Here is a 21271-nt window from a genome sequence, read left to right on the forward strand (position 1 = left end):
TAGGTGAATAATCGGCTAACTGATTTAGTGATTAACTGATTGACTGGTATCTTACCAGCTTTTTAGTAGGGCTTGTTTCCGATCGCTACTATCCAAAACTTGGGTGCAAGACTCCCAGTTCACTTTATTTTGAATTTGGTTGTATTTCATCTCAAAGGGATGCTGCTCAGGGAATTTATCGATAGTCTGTTTGGCAACTTCCCGATCGCCTAATGCTTCGTCAATCCAAATCGTTTGGAGTGTGTCGGGTATTTGCCCAAACATTTGATGAATAGATTGCAAGCGATCGCTTAATAGATCGCGTACTCGATCTTCGACTGAGCCTTTGTAGCGCATATTGTAAACATAGACAGTTTCACGATTTTGTCCGATGCGTTGAATTCTGCCCTTGCGCTGTTCGAGGCGAGTGGGATTCCAAGGTAAATCGAGATTGATCAATGTACCTAAACGTTGCAAATTTAATCCTTCACTAGCGGCATCTGTACCAAGGAGCAGACGTATTTCTCCTGATTGCACCATTTCCTTGAGGTTTTCGCGATCGCAGCGAGTATATAAGCCATTGCGGATATGTCCAGATTTTTGCCCACCTGCATAAATCCCGATTATCTCTTGTGGGGAAAGGTCGCGGGTGAGTTGGTTAGCTAACCACCATACGGAGTCAAAGTACTGCGAAAAAATGATGCAGCCAAGGTCTAGCCAACCGCGATCGATTAGGATTTCTTTAACGACTGTATATTTTGGATCGTTATCCTGTTCGACTTTGAGGGATTGGATAAATTTTTCGAGCAGAATCGATTCTTCTTGGGTGATTTTGTCCGCAAACTCACTACTTTTTTGCTTGTTGATGTATTCCTCTTCATCATCATCTTCTTCAGGATCGAGGTCTTCCTGTGAGCCTAATAGTTTTTGAGCAGTAATCATCCCTGCGTGAATCGAACTACCAACGCGCCGTAATAGCAATGTTTTTAAAAAGCCCGATCCTTTCATCCGTTGGCTAACTGACTGACAAAATTCTTCAGCGATCGCATAGGCATCTTTTAAGTACGGTGTTAAGGCGATCGCGTCACTATCATTTTCGCCAAAGAGTTGTACGCGGACAGGTTGCAAATAGGGTTCGCCTGTTTCGGGGTCGTAGGTATTTTCGAGATATTCGCGGGTGCGGCGGATGATATGGCGAATGAAGGGATTGTATTGGCTGCCATAGGTATCAGCGAGGTTGCGAATTTCTTGTTTGTCACCGAGGCGCAGTTTGTCCCAGCGATTCATCCCTGCGTTAAAGTCAGTGTCTTTGAGGGCAAGGGTGCGGCGAATTTTGGCAAAGGTTTTATGTTCTGAAGCGGCAGGTAAAGGATTACATACCCATAACCACAGTTGGCGATCTCGTTCGGGGTCGTTCTCTTTAAATATTTTTTCACCTCTTGCCATTGCTAAGGCTCCTTCAGCATTTCGCCAATTGCTCCACGCATTTCCTAAGACCATCTCATTTTCTTGAGCGAGGACTTGCAGTAAGTCCCATGCTTCAACGGGATTGAGTTGGACGGGGGTAGCAGTAGCGAGTAGTAGGCTTTTGGTGCGTGGTGAAATCTCAAACAAAAATCGCAGTAAATTATTTGGTTCACAGGCTTCTTTTTCACAACCTGTAGCAAGATTTTCGCGGCGAGCGCGATGGGATTCATCGACAATCACGCATTCATACTTCAATTGCTTGAGATGTTCGGCGGCTTCAGATTTGCTGGTGATGATGCCTTGAGATACTAAACCAATGCGACGGGGACAGTCTTTAATTCCTTCGGAGCCGATCGCAGGATAATCCAAACCATTTTCATCGACCCATTGCTTACCATTCCATACTGCTGATGGTAAATCTAGCAAGGTTTTCATCTCTGCTTGCCATTGCCAGAGTAAGGGTTTGGGCACAAGGATCAGGATTGGTTTATCGCCATAGAGTGCCATCAACATGGCGGACATGGCTAGCTGAACGGTTTTGCCTAAGCCCACCATATCGGCAAGGATATAACGCGCCCCATGCGGTTTTTGGTGGGCTTGAAAGGCAAGATTTACAAAATATTTTTGATGTTCCCACAGTCCGTATTCTTGACGGTAGACAGGAGTTTCGACAATGGTTGCCCCTGCTTGGGCGATCGGATCTTCGAGTTCGCGCCATGCTTCGATGCTAGGAATGACGGTGCGTTGGGAAATCCGCCCAATGTCTTCGATCACAAAATCAGCAAGGGGAATCGCGAGGGGATGATTCCAGAGACTATTAAATTCTTCTTGTACCCATTGCACGGCTTCGGGTGCGTCATCTTCCCAGAGTAGTTCGTAATGTAGTTTCCAAGCGTGATAGGTTTCGTTGGTGCTACCGATAAATGATGTTTGACGACCATCGGCAAGGGTGATTACACCTGCTTTGCCATGAACTAGCCCAAATTTGTCGCGGGGTAAGACTTTGACCTCCATCTTGCCCGATCGCAATAATTTGTGGAGCTTGGCAAACCGATCTTTGCCTCCTTCATGACCATTTAAAAGTTTTTGTTCTGGTTCAGAGGCGCACCATTCACGGCGGAGGGCATAGTTAGCGGCGGATTTGGCGGCTTCGACATCGCGCACGTTTAGGTCAGAGTTACAAATAACGCGCACCATGCCTGTCATGGAGGCGATCGCCTCTCCTGCTACTTCGAGCATCGATGAACTGAAATATCCTGCGATGCGATCGTAGGACTGGGCATTTTGTAATCTGTCACATAGAAATGTGCGATCGAGTTGTTGTCGGCGTGACGAGAAGCGATTGATAGTCATTGGCTAGATTGTTGACAGACAGTGGGATACAAACGACAGCATTCAAGATTTGTTAAATGTCTGTGTGCTTTTGACATATACTCTTGGTACATATTGACATTATTTTCGTGACTCCCTATAAGTAACGATCATTTAGAGCTTAGTTAAAAGACGTGGCAGATCTAAAGACCTCATCTCAAATTCATTTTAAAAAACCGCCAGTTGTAGAAGTGGCTTGTGGCATTGTTTTTAATGAACTTAAAGGTTTGCTCGTGCCACATTTTGGCTTACTGTGGGAGGAATTTAAGTCAGAATACCCTATTTGCCAAGAACAGCCAGAATTAGAAGTTAAAATTGAAACCTTTTCTGAATCAGAAATAGTTACTGGATTTGAATTTTCTGATACTCCGCCACTGCCTAGAATTTGGTTTTTACGGAATCAAAAAGATAGAATTATTCAAATACAGCGCAATCGATTTCTTCATAACTGGAGAAAAGTAAGTCCAGATGATGAATATCCAATGTTTGATACAGTTGTACAGATTTTCAAACAACATCTACATACTTTTAAAGAATTTTTAGCTAGAGAAAAGCTTGGTGAAATTCAGCCTCTACAATATGAAATTGTATATGTAAATATCATTTCAACAGGTATAGGAGATCGTAAATTAACTGATATAGGTCAAATTTTCCCTGATATTACTTGGCGTAAGAATCAAGATAGATTTTTACTTAATCCAGAGTTTATAAACTGGAATGCAACTTTTTTACTTCCTGATAATCAAGGAAGAGTTCATGTCAATATAAAAACTTTAAAGGGTATTGATAATCAAGAACCAAAATTTTTAATGGATATAACAGTACGTGGTATTGATAGTAATCAAACCTCACTTGATAAATCTTTGGATTGGTTTAATCTCGCTCATGATTGGGTAGTTCAAAGTTTTGTTGATTTAACAAATATAGATATGCAAAACTTAGTATGGATTAAAAATAATGACAACTAAAATTTTAAATAGTTCTACTAACTTTATTATCACAAATGTTGATGGGCAATCTCTATTTGCTATTCAATCTCCTAGTATTTTTATTGAATCAAAGCAACATCGTAGTGGTAGTAAACGTCGTAAGCATATCAATAAAAATAAATTAGTAGGTTCGATTTCAACAATCCCAGAAGCTATTTATAACAGTCTATCTGTAGCCTCTTATACTTATACAGAAAGAGAGGCTAGCTCAAATGATGGAGATAATATTTTAACTAAATTTCCTGAACTTAATCTTTCAGAAATTCGATTACAAAAACTTTCTCATCAGGTTGACACAAGAACTCTTCATACTACTTTTAAATTACTTGCTAATTTGTTTGAGATATCTCAAACAACTGGTTTGTGGTGGGGTTTACCCCTTATTAATGTTGGATTTAGTTCTGAAATTTTACTGGAATGGTGGCACAATAGTAAGAAATTAGATTTTGATATCCTAGGCTCAAACATTGAATATATGAAAGTTTGGGGCGCTGATATTGATGAAGAAATGGAAGATGGCTCTGTTGCTATTAATGAACGTGATTTAATCAGCCTGTGGAAGTGGATAAGCAACTAGAAGCTAAATTAGACTGTGAGCTTGAAGTATCTCTTGTAGGCGATGAAGAGTTGCTCTACAGGAGAATACTTGCGTGTAGTTCTGGCACTAACGAATATTATACAAAATCATCCGAAGGCAAAGTAAACTTTAGTAGGTTGGCATTTGCCGATCGTGGTTTAAAACCTTCGGTTGACAGAGCTTGTCTGCATGAAAATGATCCAACTAAAACCCAGTTATTCGATACTGATGGGGTAATTGGGTTAATTGCTGGCAATGTGAGAGCTATTGATGATTTGAGTAGTGGTGATGCTAAGGGGAATGTTACTGCTTTGTATAAGATTGATGTTATTCATCGACCCAAACTAGAAAACAAGGCTCATGCTCGTATAGAACCATCGCCAGAATATTCTAATGATAAGGTTTTTAAAAGATTGCAGCAAAGGTTAGCACGGTTGGCTGATGAGTATCTTCTGGCTCATGGATGGGAGATAAAGCCAGATGGATTGGATTAGCATTTGCGTAATTACACATTGTCATTGTCCACCGCACCCGCCAAAAGCATCGCGGCTTTTGCATCCTGTTGCCAATGGGGGATTTTATATTCCATTGTGCCTAGATATTTGAGGATTTCGATGATCAGTTTGCGTTGGTTCCAATAGTCTTTGATTTCGCTACGCAAGAGCATTTTGCCTTTTTGCGCGTCTTCGGTGGCGACGACTTCGCGGATGGCATAGAGGGCTGTGCGGGTGAGGGATGAGCCGAATCCTAAGTCACCAAGATTTTTATTAGCAAATTCGGTGGCAGTTTTGAGGCGGTTTTCGTTGGCTTTGCTGGTTTCTAGGCAAAATTTATAGTCTTTGAGTCCAAAGCCGCGTGCTAGTTCTTGGTATGCACCTGAGCGATATTCACCATGACTTTCGATGTCTAAGCCTTTGAGATAGAAGCGTTCTTCGGGGGTGAGGCTTTTCCAGATGAAGCTATCGAAGCTGGCGGGGACGAGGTAATCACAGGCGATTTTGACGGCATTATCGATAATTTCCACGATGGGGGATTTGTCGCCTTTTTTGCGGGTTTTGGATAGCTCGTATTGAATATCGATATCTTCGATATTTTGATATTGGGTGAGGACGCGTAGGGCGGCGGCGTAGGCGGCGAGTTGATAGTCGGTGTCACCAAAGTTTGGTTCTTCTTTGTCTTCTAGGCGCAACATTTCATCGAGTTGGCGTTTGACTTCGAGTTCGACTTTAGGATAAATCTCATCGAGAAAGGCGGTTTCATCGCTGGTTTGTTTGCGAAGGATGAGTAGGACTGTCCCCTGTACATAATTTCCTGCTTTGAGCGCAGAGTCGGTTTCGGTGGCGATGCACCATGCGGCGGTAACTCTGAGTCCTGATGCCCAGAGGATGAGGGCAAGGTCTGCCCAGACGCTGGCATCTTGATGGGTAAACATGACGACTTGCATTCCGTCTTCGGGCATATTGTTGGCGAGGTTGCGATAGCATTCGCTCATGCTTTCTCGGAAGTGTGAGTCTTTGCCTGTGATGGCTAATGCGCGTTTTGAGTCGGTGTACCAGTCGGGAAATAGTTTCTTAATATGTTGTTCGTACCACGCTAAGAAAAATTCTGAGAGTTCATGATAGTTGATTGCATCGGCATAGGGTGGATCTGTGATCCATAAATCTACACAACTTTCTCTCTGTCTAGAATCGCTAGTAATTGTCTGATTATCTCCCTTAACATCACTGGCAGATAAATCAACTAGAAAGCTAGTTTTTAATAGTGTGAGAGAACGTGTGTAATAGTTGAATAGTGTATTTAATGCTTGATTACTAAAGGTTTGTGCGCCATTCTCCTTTGTAGAATCAGCAATCCATCTAGCAAGACGAGAGTTCCAATCAGCACACCTTCCAACATTTAAAAGGCAACTAATATAGTCTGTATTGTTCTCTGATAATCTTTCAATAGTTTCTGAAAATGTTCCATTCATTAACAACTGTCTTGGATTAAAGAGATGATGCCAATGTGTCCAGCCTCTTTCACGAATAGGCTGATCGGTGTTATAACCGCCTTCAATTTTCCGACTAGGAATATAACCCCGATCTTGCCAATCCCTAAACCTCTCTTTGAGAAGTTCTAAAACCCTCGCTTCTCGCTGCAAATCCTCAGTATCAGGGGCGCGATAATGGCGGCGCGTTTTCTCCTTACCCTTCTCATCAATGTAAGTCTCTACCCAGCGAATGCAATAGAGCCTCTCTTGCAACACATCCTCAGCACGCGGTACAAGGTCGTCATTTTTCCACATCCGCAACCCGTAGGCACTTGATTTATCTGCCGATTTCCTATCACCCCTGATCATCGTTATCGGTGTTTCTTGATGGCAATGTGGACAGCTTAATTTAGAATCCTTCACCGTCCCTGCTTTCTTAGCCGCCTCCATTTCGGTATCAGATACTCCCGATTTGATATCCATTTGAAAATATCCACTCTCTTCACTTTCTATGGCAACAGGAACTAATTTCGCCACACATTTAGTCTTCTCGCCAATCACCCAACTTGGCGCAAGCGGTACTTTCCAGCCACATTCAGGACAAACCGTTCCCACACAATAGAGATAAGCATCCGCACGCCAACCCAAATGATTATGCTCAATTCCCCATTCTATAATTTGCCGATCCACCGCTTCATACACCGACTTTTGCGCCGTGCGTACTTGCTCCGCTACTTCCTCACCACCACCGACAATATTTAACGCCGCCCATGTCAACAAAGCCGCTACAGGATTTAGGTCTGAGCCATAGGCTTCACAACCAATTCGCGCCGCCTCAAAGGGAATGCTACCCCCACCACAAAAAGCATCGCCCACACGGGGAATATGCCCAAACCGCTTCACCCCTAGCTGTTGTACAAATTCACTGAGGTTAGTCGCACTCGTCCCCAAATGATCGTTAATCGCTTGCCATGCTGACTCTGACAGATTTTCCATCTGTTCAGGGCGATCGCAATAAACCAACTTCTCATCATAGGAGAGCTTGCTAAATACCAATTTCTGTAAAGCTTCGCGATCATCTTTTGTTATTTGCGCTTTTAATTTCCCCTCCTCCGCAAACCATTCCTGACGCTCTTTTGCGGTCAAGCGCTCCCACATCTCTTTGAGCGAAATTGCCTTAGTTTTCCGTAGCCATAGCCCCTCCTCATCCATCATCAACAGCTTGAGAAAGATTTCGCGATCGCGTTGCGGGTCGTCAGTTGCAGGTAATAGCAACCCCAAAATCGTTGCCCGTACTAAAATCAATGGCTTGCGTCCCCACCATTTCCCTAAGCCCGTTAGGGTCTGCGAATAGTTAGATTTGCGCTCTTTGTAAGATTCCTTAGAGAGCTTGGAAATAGGAAATTGAACTTCAATGAATGAACGCACGATATTACTCTGAAAATTTGTTGATGATAAGGAAAGATGGTGAAATTTTTGCAGGAACAAAGCAATATTAGACTAATTTTATATTGTGATTATGCTTTTGATAGAAGAGAGGGACATTTTTGCTCAATTTCGTTAATATAGGCGTTTAAAGCCCCTAAAGCATTATGCTCTTCAGACTTTTCTCCCGATCCAAAAGCTGCTTGCAAAACCTTATCACAACTTCTAGCAGGGACAATTTTCTGCTTTACAAACTCAAAACCATACACTTGAATGATTTTCGTGATTATTTGTTCGAGACAAATGACCCGACCGCTTAGTTCTTCGCGCATCGTTGCCAACTCGTTAATACCAGTTAAAGCCCGAAGACAGCGTTTATCTCCCGTTGCAAAATAAAAGGAAGGTTCGGCACTTGCTGCCACAATTAGCTTTAACTCATCATCCATATCGGGGATTTTAAGCTCAAAAAGTGGGTTATCAGCCTGTGCCTCCACAGTATGAAAATCTTTGATAATGGCGATCGCCTTTTCGATTACTGCTTCAGAATAATTTTTCTTGGTTTTGCCACTTCTAAAAGAAAATCTAGCGGTTTCTAGAACATGGATATTTGATCTGTCAATCTCAAAAGCGACGATCGCCTCATCAAACAAATCACAAGTAACTAATTTCAAAATGACATCGTTATCGATAAAGCAGGTAATCCCCAAAATGCTAGACCTCGATCCCTGTCATCCGTTCTAAAAACTCCTGTGTATCATCGCTTAGATTTTCCCAATCCAAATTATCGACTAAATATCTATTGATATAAGCAGGGGCATTTGACAGTTTTTCTATGGTTTTAAGAGATGCTCTGGCAATCTTCCAAGCTATTGCTTTTTCTTCGTTATCTTTAGCAATATGAGCCTTGTACCAAGAATGGTTTAATACAACTGCCCCAGCATCAACACTATCAGCCTCAGCATAACTCTGGGCATATTGAGTCAAAGCTGGAGCATTCAGATTTTTGAGACTGTAATAGCTGGCATTTTTGCGCCCAAATAAAAGGGTGATCGCAAACTCATCTGCTTCTACTTCCTGCGGATCGTCACTAGGTTCGGGCGTAATTTTTTCATCAATAATTGACTCTTCTCTGACGTGACCGCAGACAATATGCCCAATTTCATGCGCCAAGATGAATGACAGCCAAGCATGACTTTTTTCATTTTTGCCGATCGCAATCACAGGACGATTAATCGTCTGCTCTAAATTAGCTCGAAAATATCCCACCATCCCGTCAAACTTTTTCTGTTTAGGTTGTGGCTCACATGGTTCTTCAGACTTCTTGATGCGTGGACGTTTTGGGAAATGGTTGAGATGCACTACAGGAACGCCATTTTTCCAGCAAAAATCAATTAAGCTTTCAAGAGTGACGCAAGGATAATTTTCTAAAATCTCAGTCCGAATCTCTTGGGCTGTCAGTCCTTCAATATTTTTGACTGGTTGAATGCAAGCATAAGAAACTACTTCTGCAACTCGATCGGCGATCGCTTGAGCAGGTTTCAGTTCAGCTTTTTGTGTCCCTTCACGCAATTTATATTTATGTCGCACCGTTTCTGGCAAAGTGACTAATTCATCAGTCGAGAGCAAGGCACGAAAGTCTAAGCTAGTCCGACGTGAAATATAGGCTGCTGCTTCAACTACAGCACCTTTAGTTTGTTCAAATTCTTCACACCACCAGCTAGGTAACAGGGTGCTACTTACAAAATCTTTTGGGAAACCCAGCGCATTCATTCGGCTAAACAAGGCTTTAAGATCGATGGTTTCAGGTCTGACTTCAGTTTTTGTCATAGTTCACCTCCAAAGCGATCTAAGGCTTTTGTCAACTAAATCTAGAGTTACGTTAGGCTTTAGGTTAGCCTTTTATTATGACATTTTTATTAAAAATGCGTAACCCATAGATATAGCGGCTTACGTTAGCTTGAGACACTAGATGTAGTTATTTACTAGATTTAATTTCTGGATATCATCTTACCAGTAGCTTATTAAGCCTTCTAGCATTCGAGATAGCATTACCATTAGCCGTAAAGACTTGAATATTATTTACAGTCACGTAATCTTGATCGTCTGTAATAATACGAACCTGTCCTGCCCCTGCGCGGTTAATAGCCTCAATAATAAATAGATCGTAGCCATCAAGTGATTGAGTCTCAAATCTTGTTAAAGCGGATTGAGCTACTTGGTTATTTACCATCAAGTTAGCTGGAACGGCAAACTGTTCTACTTGCCTCCACACTGACTGTACTTCATCAACAACATCAGATCTTTCAGTAGGGAAGTTGTTACGATACTCTTTAAGGGTTAGTTGAGCTAAATTATTTCTACTTTGGTATATTTTAAATTCTGTGGTCTCTATAACATGAGCTAGTTCTGAAAGCATTAGCTCTGAATAAACAAGTATTGCACCAGTAATACTTGCTTTTTTAATGTAGGTAAGATATTTAGCTATTTTTCTTTGTAATCTTCGTAAATCCTGAGAACTGCTTAAAGAGAGAGCTGATTGTGCAAGGTTCGGGACAGAATATCTAGAATATGTTTGCCACAGCCAAATGTTGGTATCTACCAAAAAAATATCACTTGGCTGTGGGGTGTCAGAGTTAATATCAACTACATCTGCTTGGACATTGAGAGTTATCGTCATAGCTAACAACTAGCCGCATACTCTTCAATTACAGCATCTATAGCTTTTTGATACTGAGCATCTGAGTAGTATTGCTTGGCACGGGTGATAACTCTCTTTAGATCACTCATCCCTGTGTTAGGAAAATTCTTAAAAGTCAACAAATGATTTAGGTCATCTAAAGTGATATCGCGTAAAAGTGCGCCGATCGCATAGTTAAAAAATGCAGAGGCAAAAACTGTAACATCAGTGAAGTCTAACTGCACAGCTTCACCCCTAATCAAGTAGGGATGAATCAAATCATATAGTTTTTGACCACTATCAGAATCAGTGGCAAACTTACCTGTAATCTCATATACCTTGAAAAGCATAGCCCTTCTCCCAACTTAAAAATATTCTAAAAGCTGATACTGTCTGCATCTCATATCTCAGAGTCTAAACAGTAATAGAGTTCATCACACCGTATGGTGATATTGATCAATGTCCCTAAAAAATTAATTTTTTGTTTTTTATATAACTTTATTATCTTCGATCTTGACGTAACCGTCATTACTAAAGATTCTGAGAGTACCCTTATTACACTGTATGAATTCTTGAAGCAAATTTAGCCCTAAGCCCCTAGATACACCTCTAACTGTACTGTTGCCATAAGCAAGCGCCCAAAATAAAGCTTCTTCAGAGGAAAATTTTTTATTTTCCGTCAATGTCCTAACTTTTTCAGCAATACCAACACCAAAGTCAACTACCGAGAGATCTAAACAATTTTTTGCGGGATAATACTGCCCACAGCTAAATACACCAATTTGCGAATGACTATGCTCAAAAGCATTACCGTAAATTTCTGCGACTTTTCCTGCGATAGCATTTTGTAAAGGTGTACTTATGTTGAGCCAACCTTTGCCTAGCCACTTTTCTAAAAGATACTCCATAATTTCAGGTTTGTCATGATGACAATCGCTACGATAGGGTACAGAGTTCCCATACCAAGGTTCTTGGCTTTCACCAAAACAGTATAAAAAGCCATTCTGAGCTAAATTCATTTTTATACTTGGTGCAACGGTATCCCATAAAAAAGTAACTCTGCCGCCACGGTGCTGAATAAAGTGAGCAATCCCACCAAGAAAAGCAACACCGTTATGTCCTAAAAATTTACAATTTTTGAACTCTAATTCAAAATCTTCATCTAAAGGTGATTTACAAATTTGCTCCCACAACTTAAAAAGCTTGTTGTAGTCCTCAGAAGCATTCCAAATTTTGGGAATTGAAAGACAAGTTGTCATAAATACAGATGAATTTGGTTACTTATTTCCCTTAGCACGAGGTTTGCGATCGCCCTTATTCACATTCTCGCTAGAGACATCACTTTTACTGTCTAACTTATCTGGCTGAAAGCTTGTGTTTGCAATATATACGGGTGGTTCACTTGCCTGAAAAATCGGCAAATTAAACCTTTCATCATAATAAGTAGAGTCAGAGACAGGATTTTCGGTCAAAGCAAATCTTATCGCCTTGCGCCAACCCTTAGCGCGTCCAGTGATGGCATGACCTGTCGCCGCATTGGTCATCGTAAATAGCCACCAACGCTCTTCAGGGGTTAGCCCTAGCCAATTACGGATCGCAGTCGAAATTAGCCCAGGGTCAGCATCCTCGATCGCCCATGCCAATAGGACTAACTCCTTACCAAATAGCCTAGAGACAGGAATCTGTCCTGTTTTCCATTGTCCTGTTTTTTGTTCAGAGCGTTTTAAGCGGTAATTAAATTCTGCTTTGACAGGATCGGCGATCGCATCCCACTTTTGCCGATTTAAAATTACACGCATTTTGTTGTCATTCTGCCCCAAAGCAAAGCTGAGTTCGCGTTTATTAGCATTTTCATCCCATGTAAGATGCTCGCTAATTAGTACATCGTCTTTTTTGTTATTGGTGATCGTTACTAAGAAATGATGCTCAGACTCCGCAGGGATAAAGCCGAATCCTTCAATTTTTACTTTACTTTGGGCTTTGCTTTTGGCATTAGTCATGACAGTCATTATTGCTTTACCTCATCGGGACGCAATTCAGTTTTAGTATCCGTCACCCAGTCCAGCAAAGTTTGTCCTGTTTCAAAACTTAGGGACTCAGATGTGATCGTGATTTCACCATTAGGCAGTAGCGATCGCAGATTGGTAATTACTGCTTCTAGCTGTTCCGCACTGATCTGTAAATCCGATGCTGTCGAAAAGTCTAACCAACGGTTTGCACTTTCTTGAATTTCGACCCGCATCCCTACAGCCTTACCTTGAAATTTTTTCAAACGATTTAAAAATTCAAAGGACTCTTGCTTAGTGACATAGTTTTGCGATCGCTCTAGCATCACAGGCTTAGTGCGATCGATTTCAACCTGCTTAGGATTACTAGATGTACTGATTTTACGTTGATGGACATCAGACACGATGCCATTTTTCTCGGCAATAGCCAATACTAATACCGTTCCTCTCGGCACCACAAACGGTGCATCATACAAACCACCATTTTGTTTAGGGTCAGAGCCATCGGTACTGTAGCGAATTTGGGCAGCGGGCGCGGATTGAATCTCCACCATTTTGTCATTGCCCTGCTGATACTCGCGAGACTTGATGGTAATCGTATTGCGCCATTTCTGTTCTTCTCCCGTCTGATGCTCTCCCTTGGAGTCCACACAAAGAAAAGAGATTTCCATCTCACTAGTTTTAAATTGTTTGGGGTTATCCACCACCAACGAAGCCGTAGTTGCCTTGCCGCCAACTTCGTAATATATGACATCGCCATGAATGGCATTAATGCGTAAAGTTGCCTCCCCCGTCTCATCATTACGTTGCAATAGGGATACTTGAACGGCTGTATCTGGCTTTGGGAAAGGCGGCTTTTCTACATAGCCTCCTGATTCGCGCCATTGATCTTTATTGAGAAGATCTTCTTTGAGCCTATCAAGAGCATCAGGACGATGCCATTGCCATTGGGTCAGTGTGGCAGCACGACGCTTTATCTCTGTCCACAGCATATTTTTTTGAGTGAACAGGCGCACTTCACACTTTTTCCGAAATGTTTCACTGGCAATATCTTCAGTAAACTTTTGCTTGCTGATTAGGGTATCTCTGATTTGTTTCTCGCCGTTGTATTCATTATCCGCAAAGCTCATCACAAAATCCGCGCTCAACAAGCCCTCACTCGAAGGATAGTGCAAAGTCGAAAATGTCTCACGCATCGCACTGAGTAAAGCAAATAAGATTTTGCCTTCTAAGTCCTTTGCTCCTGTCACCTGTGGATCGCTATCTGACAATTTCTTGGACTTCATCTCTGCCAAGATATAGCGAATTGCCTTGAGTTCTGCCGCATTTTGCCACAAAGCCTCCATTGTGTCACGGTTTCCTGTAAGAAATAGAATGCGATTCTTGTAATCCAGATCTTCGTAAAATTTCTTTAAATCAGGGCTTAAGCCACCTTGATGGGGTTCAACGATCACCAAAGTGACTTTATCGACAACTAGCTTAATTTCATCTAAGGACGGAAAAGTTAAAACCTGTTGGTAACAATCTTTGAGTGAGCTAGAAATTGGCGTAAACGCATGAGATAGAAACTGCCTTAATTCTTTCCGTGAAGCTTCGCCTCGAAAAGAATCTGTGTAGCTGCTTAAGGTCGCAACTAAATTCTGGTTTTTTTGAAAATAAAGCTTGCCCTCGTTATCTGTGTGCAAATACCAAGCTTTTGTCGCTAGTGTCCCCAAAACTTCTTTAGGCAGGCGTGATAATTCCCGCCCTGGGGTACAAAGAAAGGAAATAATTTCAGGCAAAGTTAAACCCAAAATGGCATTCGGGACGTTAGCTAAGGAAGCCACATAAATTAACTTACAAGCATCTTGAGCATCGGTACTACCCAAGTGTGAATCTAGAATTTCTGCGATCGCGCTGCCATTAGAGGCTATGTCATGAGATATCGCTTCAGAAAGCGTGTTATTAATATTCTGAACTTCTTGAACAACCCAACTATCGTTAAGGTCAATATCATGGGCATGGATAAGATACTGACGATCTGCTTTATTTTGCTCTTCACCATATAAATTTGCCACCACTGCCCGCATCAGTTTGATTAAGCCGCGAGTTTGCTGAAATCCTATATTTTGGCGAAACCTTGCATATAAATCCCGAATTCCAAAGTGAAAAGGATAGGACTCTTGGATTTGCGAAATAAACTTTTCAGGGGAAGCATTAGTAATATCCATTTGCTTCGCATCGCGAACAGACTGAGAATAGGCTTGAGCAATCTTTAAAATATCGGCGCGATCGGGTAGCGTCTCAAATAAACGCTGTCTGAGAATATGGTAAATCTCATCCGTATTCATCCCCACTGGCTCAAGTTGGACAGCCCCACGTCCCACCTCAGCCGCTAATGTTTGTAATGCTTTATTAATTTGTTCGCTGGCATCTTCATAGGTAGCATTCAGATCGGAAATAACGATACAAACGTTTTTTAGTTCTTCCGAACCAACAGCCACAAACAAATTTGCCAATGCTTGCAATGTCACATAGGACAAATCGGTGTTTCCAATTTGCTTTGCTTTTGCCCCTTGAAAATAGGGAGGTAACTCATCAAGCAATATTAATAATGGCTCTCCTTTGAGTAAATTAATCCAAGCCGTTTGCCCAGGGGCTTGCAATGGTGAGTAATAGTCATTAAAAACTTCTTTTTTGCCAAGCTGTTCAGCGATCGCCCCCCAAACACCTAACGGAGAATCCGATTCTCTGCCAGTAAAACCAACAACACGCACCGCACCGAAATTGACCTTATACAGACTGCCTAATACAGCATTTCTAATCTCTGGGTATTTAGATAGCAACCCTAAAGCAATCATGCTGTGGGTCTTTCCTCCGCCCATTGATTGCTTTAGTAAGAAAATGCCATTATCAGAAAATCCTGTAAAACGCTGAAAAGCTCCCTCTAGAAGTGACTGCATCCCCTTCGTGACGTAGTTTTCTTTAAAAAAAACTTCTGGGTCGATACGCCCATCCAATAATTTTTTAAGGTCAAGAGCCGTATCTTGTTTGGAGCGATCGAAAACACTTTGTCTCGGTTTACAGGCTTGTCTGAGAGTTTTCATAGTTTAGTTATGGTTGTGTCTTCATGACTAAGAAGAGCTAATCAAGTGCTATATGCACTGTATCAGATATTTTTTAGCTTAAACCCAGTAATACTATCAAGTCATGTAAGGAGATAACCTGTAGTATTTTTGATTTTTTATGATTTTAGGATCAAAGTCTTTCAACGCATGTTTCAGGTACAAGCGCGTCTATATTCAAGAGGTTTCTTCGTCCCAAGTTATTACCAAATTTGTGATGGGGGTATCCAAAGGGGGTGTCCCCTTTTGGCAAGCGTCATGTTGCTGTTGGATAAAAAACAAACGGTAGTGCAATTTTTTGTCCGACAAGCAACATAGCTCGCGAGGAGTTTTACACATACCTCAAAGCACGCAAACTCGTTGTAGAGATAGTATCGGTCAGTACAACTCTGGTAAAACTTGAGTACAACTTTGGGACAAAGCTGGAATGATTTTGGGACAACTTTGGGATAGCAAACAGACAAAATTGGGACTCACTAGCAACCAATCTAAAATCAGTCTGGCAAAGGCGATCGCTAATTCACAGAAAATTCCAGAGCATCATCCGCACGACGAACAACCAAATAACCTCTGTCAGCCAACCATTGAAAATATTGCCTAATCTCACTAACAGGACTATCACGGAATAAGCGGACACCTGACCTAACCTAACTAACTTCTCTTCACTGCCATACATCTCCTTTGGCTTTCCCCGCAAAAAAACTTGATTTTTTTTGCGGGGAAAGCCAAAGGAGATGTCCCCTGAAACAGCGCAAACTCTTTCGCAAAAAGTTATAGGGAGTTCATAGATTCTTTGTAGACTCCCTATAGACCTTGATAAATTCTTTGTAGACTCCCTGTAGACCTTGGATAGCAATCTGTAGTTTTTTGTTAGTTTTAGTGATAACTATTTGTTGACTTTCAGTAGATTTTTGATTGATTGTTGATAGGCTTTGTGTAGTCTTTTGTAGACTATTAGTAGTCCCTGCGTAGAGTGTCAGTAGACTTTTCGTAGATTAATCATAAATTTTGAGTAGACCATCAGTAGTCTATAAATAGACTTCTAATAGAGATTAGCTAGACTCTCCTGTAGGCGTTCTGTATATTAGTCGTAACTTTTTGCGAACGAGTTTGCGCCGTTTGAGGGATGTGTGGGATGTGGAGCAAGCTATGTTGCTTGTCGGACAATAACTGGAGTTTAGACTAAAAAAGGAAAAAAAGGCAGAGTAAAAGAGATACAAACTGCCTAAAGTAGATGAAAAAGAAAAAGGACATCTACAGTCATGATTATTGACAAACTACAAGAATTTCGTCAACAGGTATATAGATTTTTAGGAAACGGACGGGATGCAATATTTGACCTGATGGATGCAGTATTAACCGGCGTTGCACAAATGAGAGATGAATGAGTAAATAAAAGATAACGAGTTTTAGCAATGAAAACAATGAAATGTCCAAAGTGTGGTTCAACACATATTCGTAAAAATGGGAAACGAGGAGACAAACAAAATCATATTTGTGCTGATTGCGGTCGTCAGTTCATTGATAACTACTCAGTGCTTGGATATTCGCAAGATGTCAAAAGATATGCCTAAAAATGTACTGCAACGGCATGGGATTTAGACAAATTGAGAGATGTACCGATGTTAGTCATAACTCGGTGATCAACTGGGTTAAGCAAGCAGCTCAACAATTACCAGAGCATCCCCCCATCGAAACTATTCCTGATGTGGGTGAACTAGATGAACTCCAGACCTTTGTTGGGTCAAAAAAAACTTGATTTGGCTATGGACTGCGGTGAATCATTTTAGTCAAGGCATATTGGCTTGGGTATTAGGGGATAGGAGTAGCCAAACCTTTAAAAACTTGTGGGCATTGATTAAAGTTTGGCAATGCTATTTCTGGGTTACTGATGGCTACTGCGTCTACAAAAATGTTTATCAACTCGGAGGATCAAATTATCAGCAAGACCTACATGACAAGAGTTGAGGGTGAAACACAAGACTTAGACATTATTTAGCCAGATTACACAGAAACTTTATGTTATTCAAAATCGGAAGAATGTTGAGGTATTCAATTCGTTTGTTAATTCACTATCTTAAGTACAAATCATTTACTACCTTTGCTTGATTCATCTTTCATTTGTGCAACGCCCAGCCCAAAGAGGTGCATTCCAACTGAGGCAAGTATGTCGAGACTTGTCTGTAAGACCGATCGCCACCTATGACAGTGAATATGGTAGTGCGGCCTTTTATGAATTTTGACCGAGGATATTCCCGCAGACTTACTGCTGCGTCTACGTCCTAACCGATGCTTATACAAAGCTCCTGCACCCTATAGAGGCTGTGGTCGTCCCCGCAAGCATGGGGATAAATTCCAACTTGCCAATGCTGATAGTTGGGGAGACCCATCGGCAACTTTTAGCTTAGAAGATGAGACAGTCGGACAGGTGCAAATCCAGCAATGGTCTGATTTACACTTTAAAAAGCTGCCCAACGCCATTTCCAAGTTATTCGAGTCACCCATCCCCATTGCTCTGGTTTGTGGTTAGCTTGGGTGGGAGAGCAGATGCCATCTTTAGTCCAGATTTGGCGTTTGTACTTACGTCGTTTTGCTATCGACCATTGGAATCGCTTTGCCAAACAACGTTTACATTGGACTCTGCCTCATTTTGTTGACTCCTCAACAGGCTTTGCGTTGGAGCGATCTTATGCCTCTATTGTCTTGGCAATTGTGGTTAGCCCGTCAACTGGTTATTGATAGTCCTTTACCTTGGCAGAAACCCCAAACCAATCTCTCCTTTGGTCGAGTCGCTCAGGGCTTTGCCGCACTTTTAGTCAGGATCGGCTCTCCTGCTTGTTCTCCGAAACCTCGTGGTAAGTCCCTTGGTTGGAAATCTGGGCGTAAGCGTTCTCCTTTTCCTCGCTTTCCTATCATCAAAAAACGGGTTTCTCGTCCCAAAAAGGTCAACAAAGACAACCTTAATTCCTAACCCTCAATATTCTCGTTTTCATTCTCTTAGATTTCCTCAGTTCTTTATTCTCTGAGTTACTTTTTCCTGCTCTTTTTCTGCTTATCTCAATCACCTTAGTCTAAACTCCAGTCAAAGTTGTTAGAGCAGAAAATTGGATAAAAACTGAAAAACAAGTCAGCTATTGATCATAACTTCCAAGTTTTATTTGTTCCCAAACAAGTCTGAAACATTACCAAACTACAATTTCATCGATAAACCAATCCGTTTTAAAGATTCATTTACTTCTAAAACGCGCACTTTTACCACCTGTCCGACTTTAACTATTTGCTTCGGATCGCTGACAAAGCGATCGGCTAACTGCGAAATATGGACTAATCCATCTTGATGCACACCAATATCGACAAATGCTCCAAAGTTAGCGACATTGGTAATAATGCCTTCTATCTCCATGCCAACTTGCAGATCGGAGATTTTTTGGATAGCATCACTGAAGGTAGCGTATTTGAACTCGGCACGAGGATCTCTTCCTGGTTTTTCTAGTTCTCGCAGGATATCCCGCAAAGTCGGTTCGCCGATCGCATCAGTTACATATTGCTGCAGGTTAACCGTTTTCAGTTTATCGGCTGCCTGTGAGATGTCTGAGAGAGGGACATTTAGGTCACGGGCGATCGCTTCTACAACTTTATAACTTTCAGGATGCACGGCGGTATTGTCTAGAGGATGATCGCCACCACGAATCCGTAAAAATCCTGCTGCTTGTTCAAAGGCTTTTGCGCCTAATTTGGGTACTTTCAACAAATGACGGCGATCGCGAAAAGCGCCATTTTGATTACGATAGGTAATGATGTTATTGGCAACGCTGGCACTCAGTCCTGACACAAAAGTAAGCAGTTCTTTGGAAGCTGTATTTAGGTCTACACCGACAAAATTAACGCAACTCTCAACGGTTTCCTCTAACTTCTTTTTTAATAATTTTTGATCTACGTCATGCTGATACTGTCCCACGCCAATCGATTTTGGATCGATCTTTACAAGTTCGGCAAGTGGATCTTGCAGTCGTCTGCCAATGCTGATTGCACCCCGTACTGTCAAATCCAAATCAGGAAATTCCGCGATCGCCACGACACTTGCCGAATAAATTGAAGCACCTGATTCATTAACCATTACTTTGATTGGAGGTTTCTCTAGTCCTTGAATCACTTCCATTACAAAGCTGTCAGTTTCTCGTCCTGCCGTACCATTACCGATCGCGATTAATTGAATCTGATACTTCTCAATCAAGGTTCTCAAGGTACGGGCTGCTTGTTCTCTTTGGGCAATTGCCTGATGGGGAAAGATGGTTTGATATTCCAGAAATTTGCCTGTCTCACTAATTACCGCAGTTTTGCAACCTGTACGGAAACCTGGGTCGATCGCGAGGGTCGGTTTCATACCTGCGGGAGCCGCTAGTAATAAATCTCGTAAGTTGGCTTCAAAAGTTTTGATTGACTCGACTTCTGCCCATGCTTTCATTTCAGCAATTACTGAAGCGATCGCGGAGGTTTTCATCAGTCGGTTAAAGGCATCTTTAAGCATATCTTGATAAAAAGCCCTGATGGCTGGGGTTTTAGCCTGAATTTGCTGCGAATCTAGGTAAGTTAATACATGGTCTTCGTCAAAAGCTAGGGTGAGAGTAAGGATTCCTTCAGTTTCACCTCGCAATAGAGCTAGCAGGTTATGGGCAGCGATCGCTTTTACTTTTGCTTGATAGTCGCGGTACATCTCAAACTTAGTTGTGCCAACTGGATGTGCTGCCTTGATTTTTGAGGAAAATACTCCTGTCTGGATCAGGTAGTTTCTTATGTAGGCTCGATATTCGGCATTCTCAGCGACTTCCTCAGCAAGAATATCTGATGCACCTTTAAGAGCTTCTTCGACCGTTTTCACTGGTTCAGATAAATATTTGGCGGCTTCTTGAGGCAATGAGGCAGTGTTAATGTTGGGACGATTGAATGCTTTTATAGCTTCGGCAAGTGGCTCTAATCCTTTTTCTCTAGCGATCGCCGCTTTAGTTCTTCGCTTGGGGCGATAGGGCAAATACAGGTCTTCAAGTTCTGTCTTCTGCAAACACGCTTCTATTTTGGCTTGCAGAACATCCGTAAGCTTGCCTTGCTCGGAGATTGCTTGAATGATTACAGCTTGGCGATCGCGTAGCTCGGTCAGATAGGCATAACGATCTTGCAGATCTCTTAATTGAATCTCGTTCATTTCCCCTGTGCGCTCTTTACGATAGCGAGCAACGAAGGGGAGAGTTGCTCCTTCGGCAAATAGCTTTAGGGCATTTTTGACTTGTTCGGGGCGTAGCGAAAGTTCTTGTGCAATCAGTTGTTCAAGGTTCTGCATTAATCGTTTTAACTTTCACTAGGCTTCTTGCTAACTTTACCAGATGTGCGATCGCCTCTGCCTGTATTCTTGATGACCATAATTCCAAAAACAATCATTTTTGAAATTTTAGGTCTAACTTGTCACAGAAACGTCTTAGAGCAAATAATAATTACTTATCTGCCATTAAATTTAAACGAATAAGTATAAATACTCATTGCTGCCAACGTAAATTCTAAGTTTGAGGATTTTGCTTGGCGTGTTGCGATATATTGAAGGGGTATCTGCTTTGTTAGTTAGTTGTCGTTATGCCAAAATGGTTTAATACTGCTGGTCCTTGTAAGCCTGACATTCACTACATGTTGTCAGCTACAGAGCGCTTGCCTGCGTTTG

At 41.7% G+C, this 21271-nt stretch carries 15 protein-coding genes and 2 pseudogenes; 7 read left to right on the forward strand and 10 right to left on the reverse strand.

Annotated elements, in window-relative coordinates:
• Positions 1–51 precede the first annotated feature (51 nt).
• Positions 52–2799 (reverse strand): phospholipase D-like domain-containing anti-phage protein, encoded by a 2748-nt coding sequence (locus tag PSE7429_RS00095; protein WP_009624976.1) that lies wholly within the window; start codon positions 2797–2799, stop codon positions 52–54.
• A gap of 152 nt (positions 2800–2951) precedes the next feature.
• On the opposite strand from PSE7429_RS00095, the gene PSE7429_RS00100 reads away from it, so the two are divergent.
• From PSE7429_RS00100 to PSE7429_RS00110, 3 genes are read left to right on the forward strand one after another with little or no spacing between them, the layout of a single operon-like run.
• Positions 2952–3785: a TIGR04255 family protein gene (locus PSE7429_RS00100; protein WP_009624978.1), complete on the forward strand. Its 834-nt coding sequence runs from the start codon at positions 2952–2954 to the stop codon at positions 3783–3785.
• Positions 3775–4383, forward strand: coding sequence for a hypothetical protein (locus tag PSE7429_RS23145; RefSeq protein ID WP_009624979.1), 609 nt, complete (start codon positions 3775–3777; stop codon positions 4381–4383). Before PSE7429_RS00100 ends, PSE7429_RS23145 begins: the two co-directional genes overlap by 11 nt.
• Positions 4368–4877 carry a hypothetical protein gene (locus tag PSE7429_RS00110; RefSeq protein WP_052017618.1) on the forward strand — a complete coding sequence of 170 codons (510 nt, stop codon included), beginning with the start codon at positions 4368–4370 and terminating at the stop codon, positions 4875–4877. Before PSE7429_RS23145 ends, PSE7429_RS00110 begins: the two co-directional genes overlap by 16 nt.
• Before the next feature lie 11 nt (positions 4878–4888).
• Here the strand turns inward: PSE7429_RS00110 and PSE7429_RS00115 are convergent, their stop codons facing one another.
• From PSE7429_RS00115 to PSE7429_RS00150, 8 genes are all read right to left on the reverse strand, one after another.
• The gene (locus PSE7429_RS00115) at positions 4889–7780 is read right to left on the reverse strand and encodes an anti-phage-associated DUF1156 domain-containing protein (RefSeq protein WP_009624981.1); all 2892 of its coding nucleotides are present in this window, start codon (positions 7778–7780) and stop codon (positions 4889–4891) included.
• A gap of 89 nt (positions 7781–7869) precedes the next feature.
• Positions 7870–8448, reverse strand: coding sequence for a hypothetical protein (locus PSE7429_RS00120; RefSeq protein WP_144052463.1), 579 nt, complete (start codon positions 8446–8448; stop codon positions 7870–7872).
• Between the two features lie 40 nt (positions 8449–8488).
• On the reverse strand, positions 8489–9604 hold the full coding sequence (locus tag PSE7429_RS00125) for an ImmA/IrrE family metallo-endopeptidase (RefSeq protein ID WP_009624983.1): 1116 nt from the start codon (positions 9602–9604) through the stop codon (positions 8489–8491).
• Between the two features lie 175 nt (positions 9605–9779).
• Positions 9780–10454 carry a hypothetical protein gene (locus PSE7429_RS00130; RefSeq protein ID WP_009624984.1) on the reverse strand — a complete coding sequence of 225 codons (675 nt, stop codon included), beginning with the start codon at positions 10452–10454 and terminating at the stop codon, positions 9780–9782.
• 2 nt (positions 10455–10456) lie between these two features.
• Positions 10457–10804 carry an STAS-like domain-containing protein gene (locus PSE7429_RS00135; RefSeq protein ID WP_009624985.1) on the reverse strand — a complete coding sequence of 116 codons (348 nt, stop codon included), beginning with the start codon at positions 10802–10804 and terminating at the stop codon, positions 10457–10459.
• 138 nt (positions 10805–10942) lie between these two features.
• Positions 10943–11713: an ATP-binding protein gene (locus PSE7429_RS00140; protein WP_009624986.1), complete on the reverse strand. Its 771-nt coding sequence runs from the start codon at positions 11711–11713 to the stop codon at positions 10943–10945.
• An 18-nt stretch (positions 11714–11731) separates the two neighbouring features.
• Entirely contained in the window at positions 11732–12463 is a 732-nt protein-coding gene (locus PSE7429_RS00145; protein WP_009624987.1) for a DUF3780 domain-containing protein, read from the reverse strand.
• A complete protein-coding gene (locus PSE7429_RS00150; RefSeq protein ID WP_009624988.1) occupies positions 12463–15546 on the reverse strand; it encodes a DUF499 domain-containing protein in 3084 nt (1027 codons plus the stop codon). Before PSE7429_RS00150 ends, PSE7429_RS00145 begins: the two co-directional genes overlap by 1 nt.
• Before the next feature lie 445 nt (positions 15547–15991).
• Here PSE7429_RS00150 and PSE7429_RS26125 point away from each other — a divergent pair, with 445 nt between their 5' ends.
• The 4 genes and pseudogenes from PSE7429_RS26125 to PSE7429_RS27690 form a co-directional block, all read left to right on the forward strand.
• A complete protein-coding gene (locus PSE7429_RS26125; RefSeq protein WP_009624989.1) occupies positions 15992–16165 on the forward strand; it encodes a hypothetical protein in 174 nt (57 codons plus the stop codon).
• A gap of 661 nt (positions 16166–16826) precedes the next feature.
• Complete coding sequence (locus PSE7429_RS27500; protein WP_009624990.1) at positions 16827–16952, forward strand: hypothetical protein; 126 nt, start codon at positions 16827–16829, stop codon at positions 16950–16952.
• 36 nt (positions 16953–16988) lie between these two features.
• Positions 16989–17673 (forward strand): annotated as a pseudogene (locus tag PSE7429_RS24065) (IS1 family transposase).
• 23 nt (positions 17674–17696) lie between these two features.
• Positions 17697–18535 (forward strand): annotated as a pseudogene (locus PSE7429_RS27690) (NF041680 family putative transposase); the annotation flags it as partial.
• A gap of 219 nt (positions 18536–18754) precedes the next feature.
• On the opposite strand, the gene PSE7429_RS00165 reads toward PSE7429_RS27690, so the two are convergent.
• Positions 18755–20899, reverse strand: coding sequence for a Tex family protein (locus PSE7429_RS00165; RefSeq protein WP_009624996.1), 2145 nt, complete (start codon positions 20897–20899; stop codon positions 18755–18757).
• Between the last annotated feature and the right edge of the window lie 372 nt (positions 20900–21271).

Source organism: Pseudanabaena biceps PCC 7429 (assembly GCF_000332215.1).
Lineage (GTDB): Bacteria > Cyanobacteriota > Cyanobacteriia > Pseudanabaenales > Pseudanabaenaceae > Pseudanabaena > Pseudanabaena biceps.

What these genes read in the sequence shown, in the direction of transcription:
- PSE7429_RS26125 (WP_009624989.1), top strand. Translation starts at nt 15,992, where the DNA reads ATGATTTTGGGACAACTTTGGGATAGCAAACAGACAAAATTGGGACTC.
- PSE7429_RS00140 (WP_009624986.1), bottom strand. Translation starts at nt 11,713, where the DNA reads ATGACAACTTGTCTTTCAATTCCCAAAATTTGGAATGCTTCTGAGGAC.
- PSE7429_RS00125 (WP_009624983.1), bottom strand. Translation starts at nt 9,604, where the DNA reads ATGACAAAAACTGAAGTCAGACCTGAAACCATCGATCTTAAAGCCTTG.
- PSE7429_RS00135 (WP_009624985.1), bottom strand. Translation starts at nt 10,804, where the DNA reads ATGCTTTTCAAGGTATATGAGATTACAGGTAAGTTTGCCACTGATTCT.
- PSE7429_RS00165 (WP_009624996.1), bottom strand. Translation starts at nt 20,899, where the DNA reads ATGCAGAACCTTGAACAACTGATTGCACAAGAACTTTCGCTACGCCCC.
- PSE7429_RS00145 (WP_009624987.1), bottom strand. Translation starts at nt 12,463, where the DNA reads ATGACTGTCATGACTAATGCCAAAAGCAAAGCCCAAAGTAAAGTAAAA.
- PSE7429_RS23145 (WP_009624979.1), top strand. Translation starts at nt 3,775, where the DNA reads ATGACAACTAAAATTTTAAATAGTTCTACTAACTTTATTATCACAAAT.
- PSE7429_RS00150 (WP_009624988.1), bottom strand. Translation starts at nt 15,546, where the DNA reads ATGAAAACTCTCAGACAAGCCTGTAAACCGAGACAAAGTGTTTTCGAT.
- PSE7429_RS00095 (WP_009624976.1), bottom strand. Translation starts at nt 2,799, where the DNA reads ATGACTATCAATCGCTTCTCGTCACGCCGACAACAACTCGATCGCACA.
- PSE7429_RS27500 (WP_009624990.1), top strand. Translation starts at nt 16,827, where the DNA reads ATGATTATTGACAAACTACAAGAATTTCGTCAACAGGTATATAGATTT.
- PSE7429_RS00130 (WP_009624984.1), bottom strand. Translation starts at nt 10,454, where the DNA reads ATGACGATAACTCTCAATGTCCAAGCAGATGTAGTTGATATTAACTCT.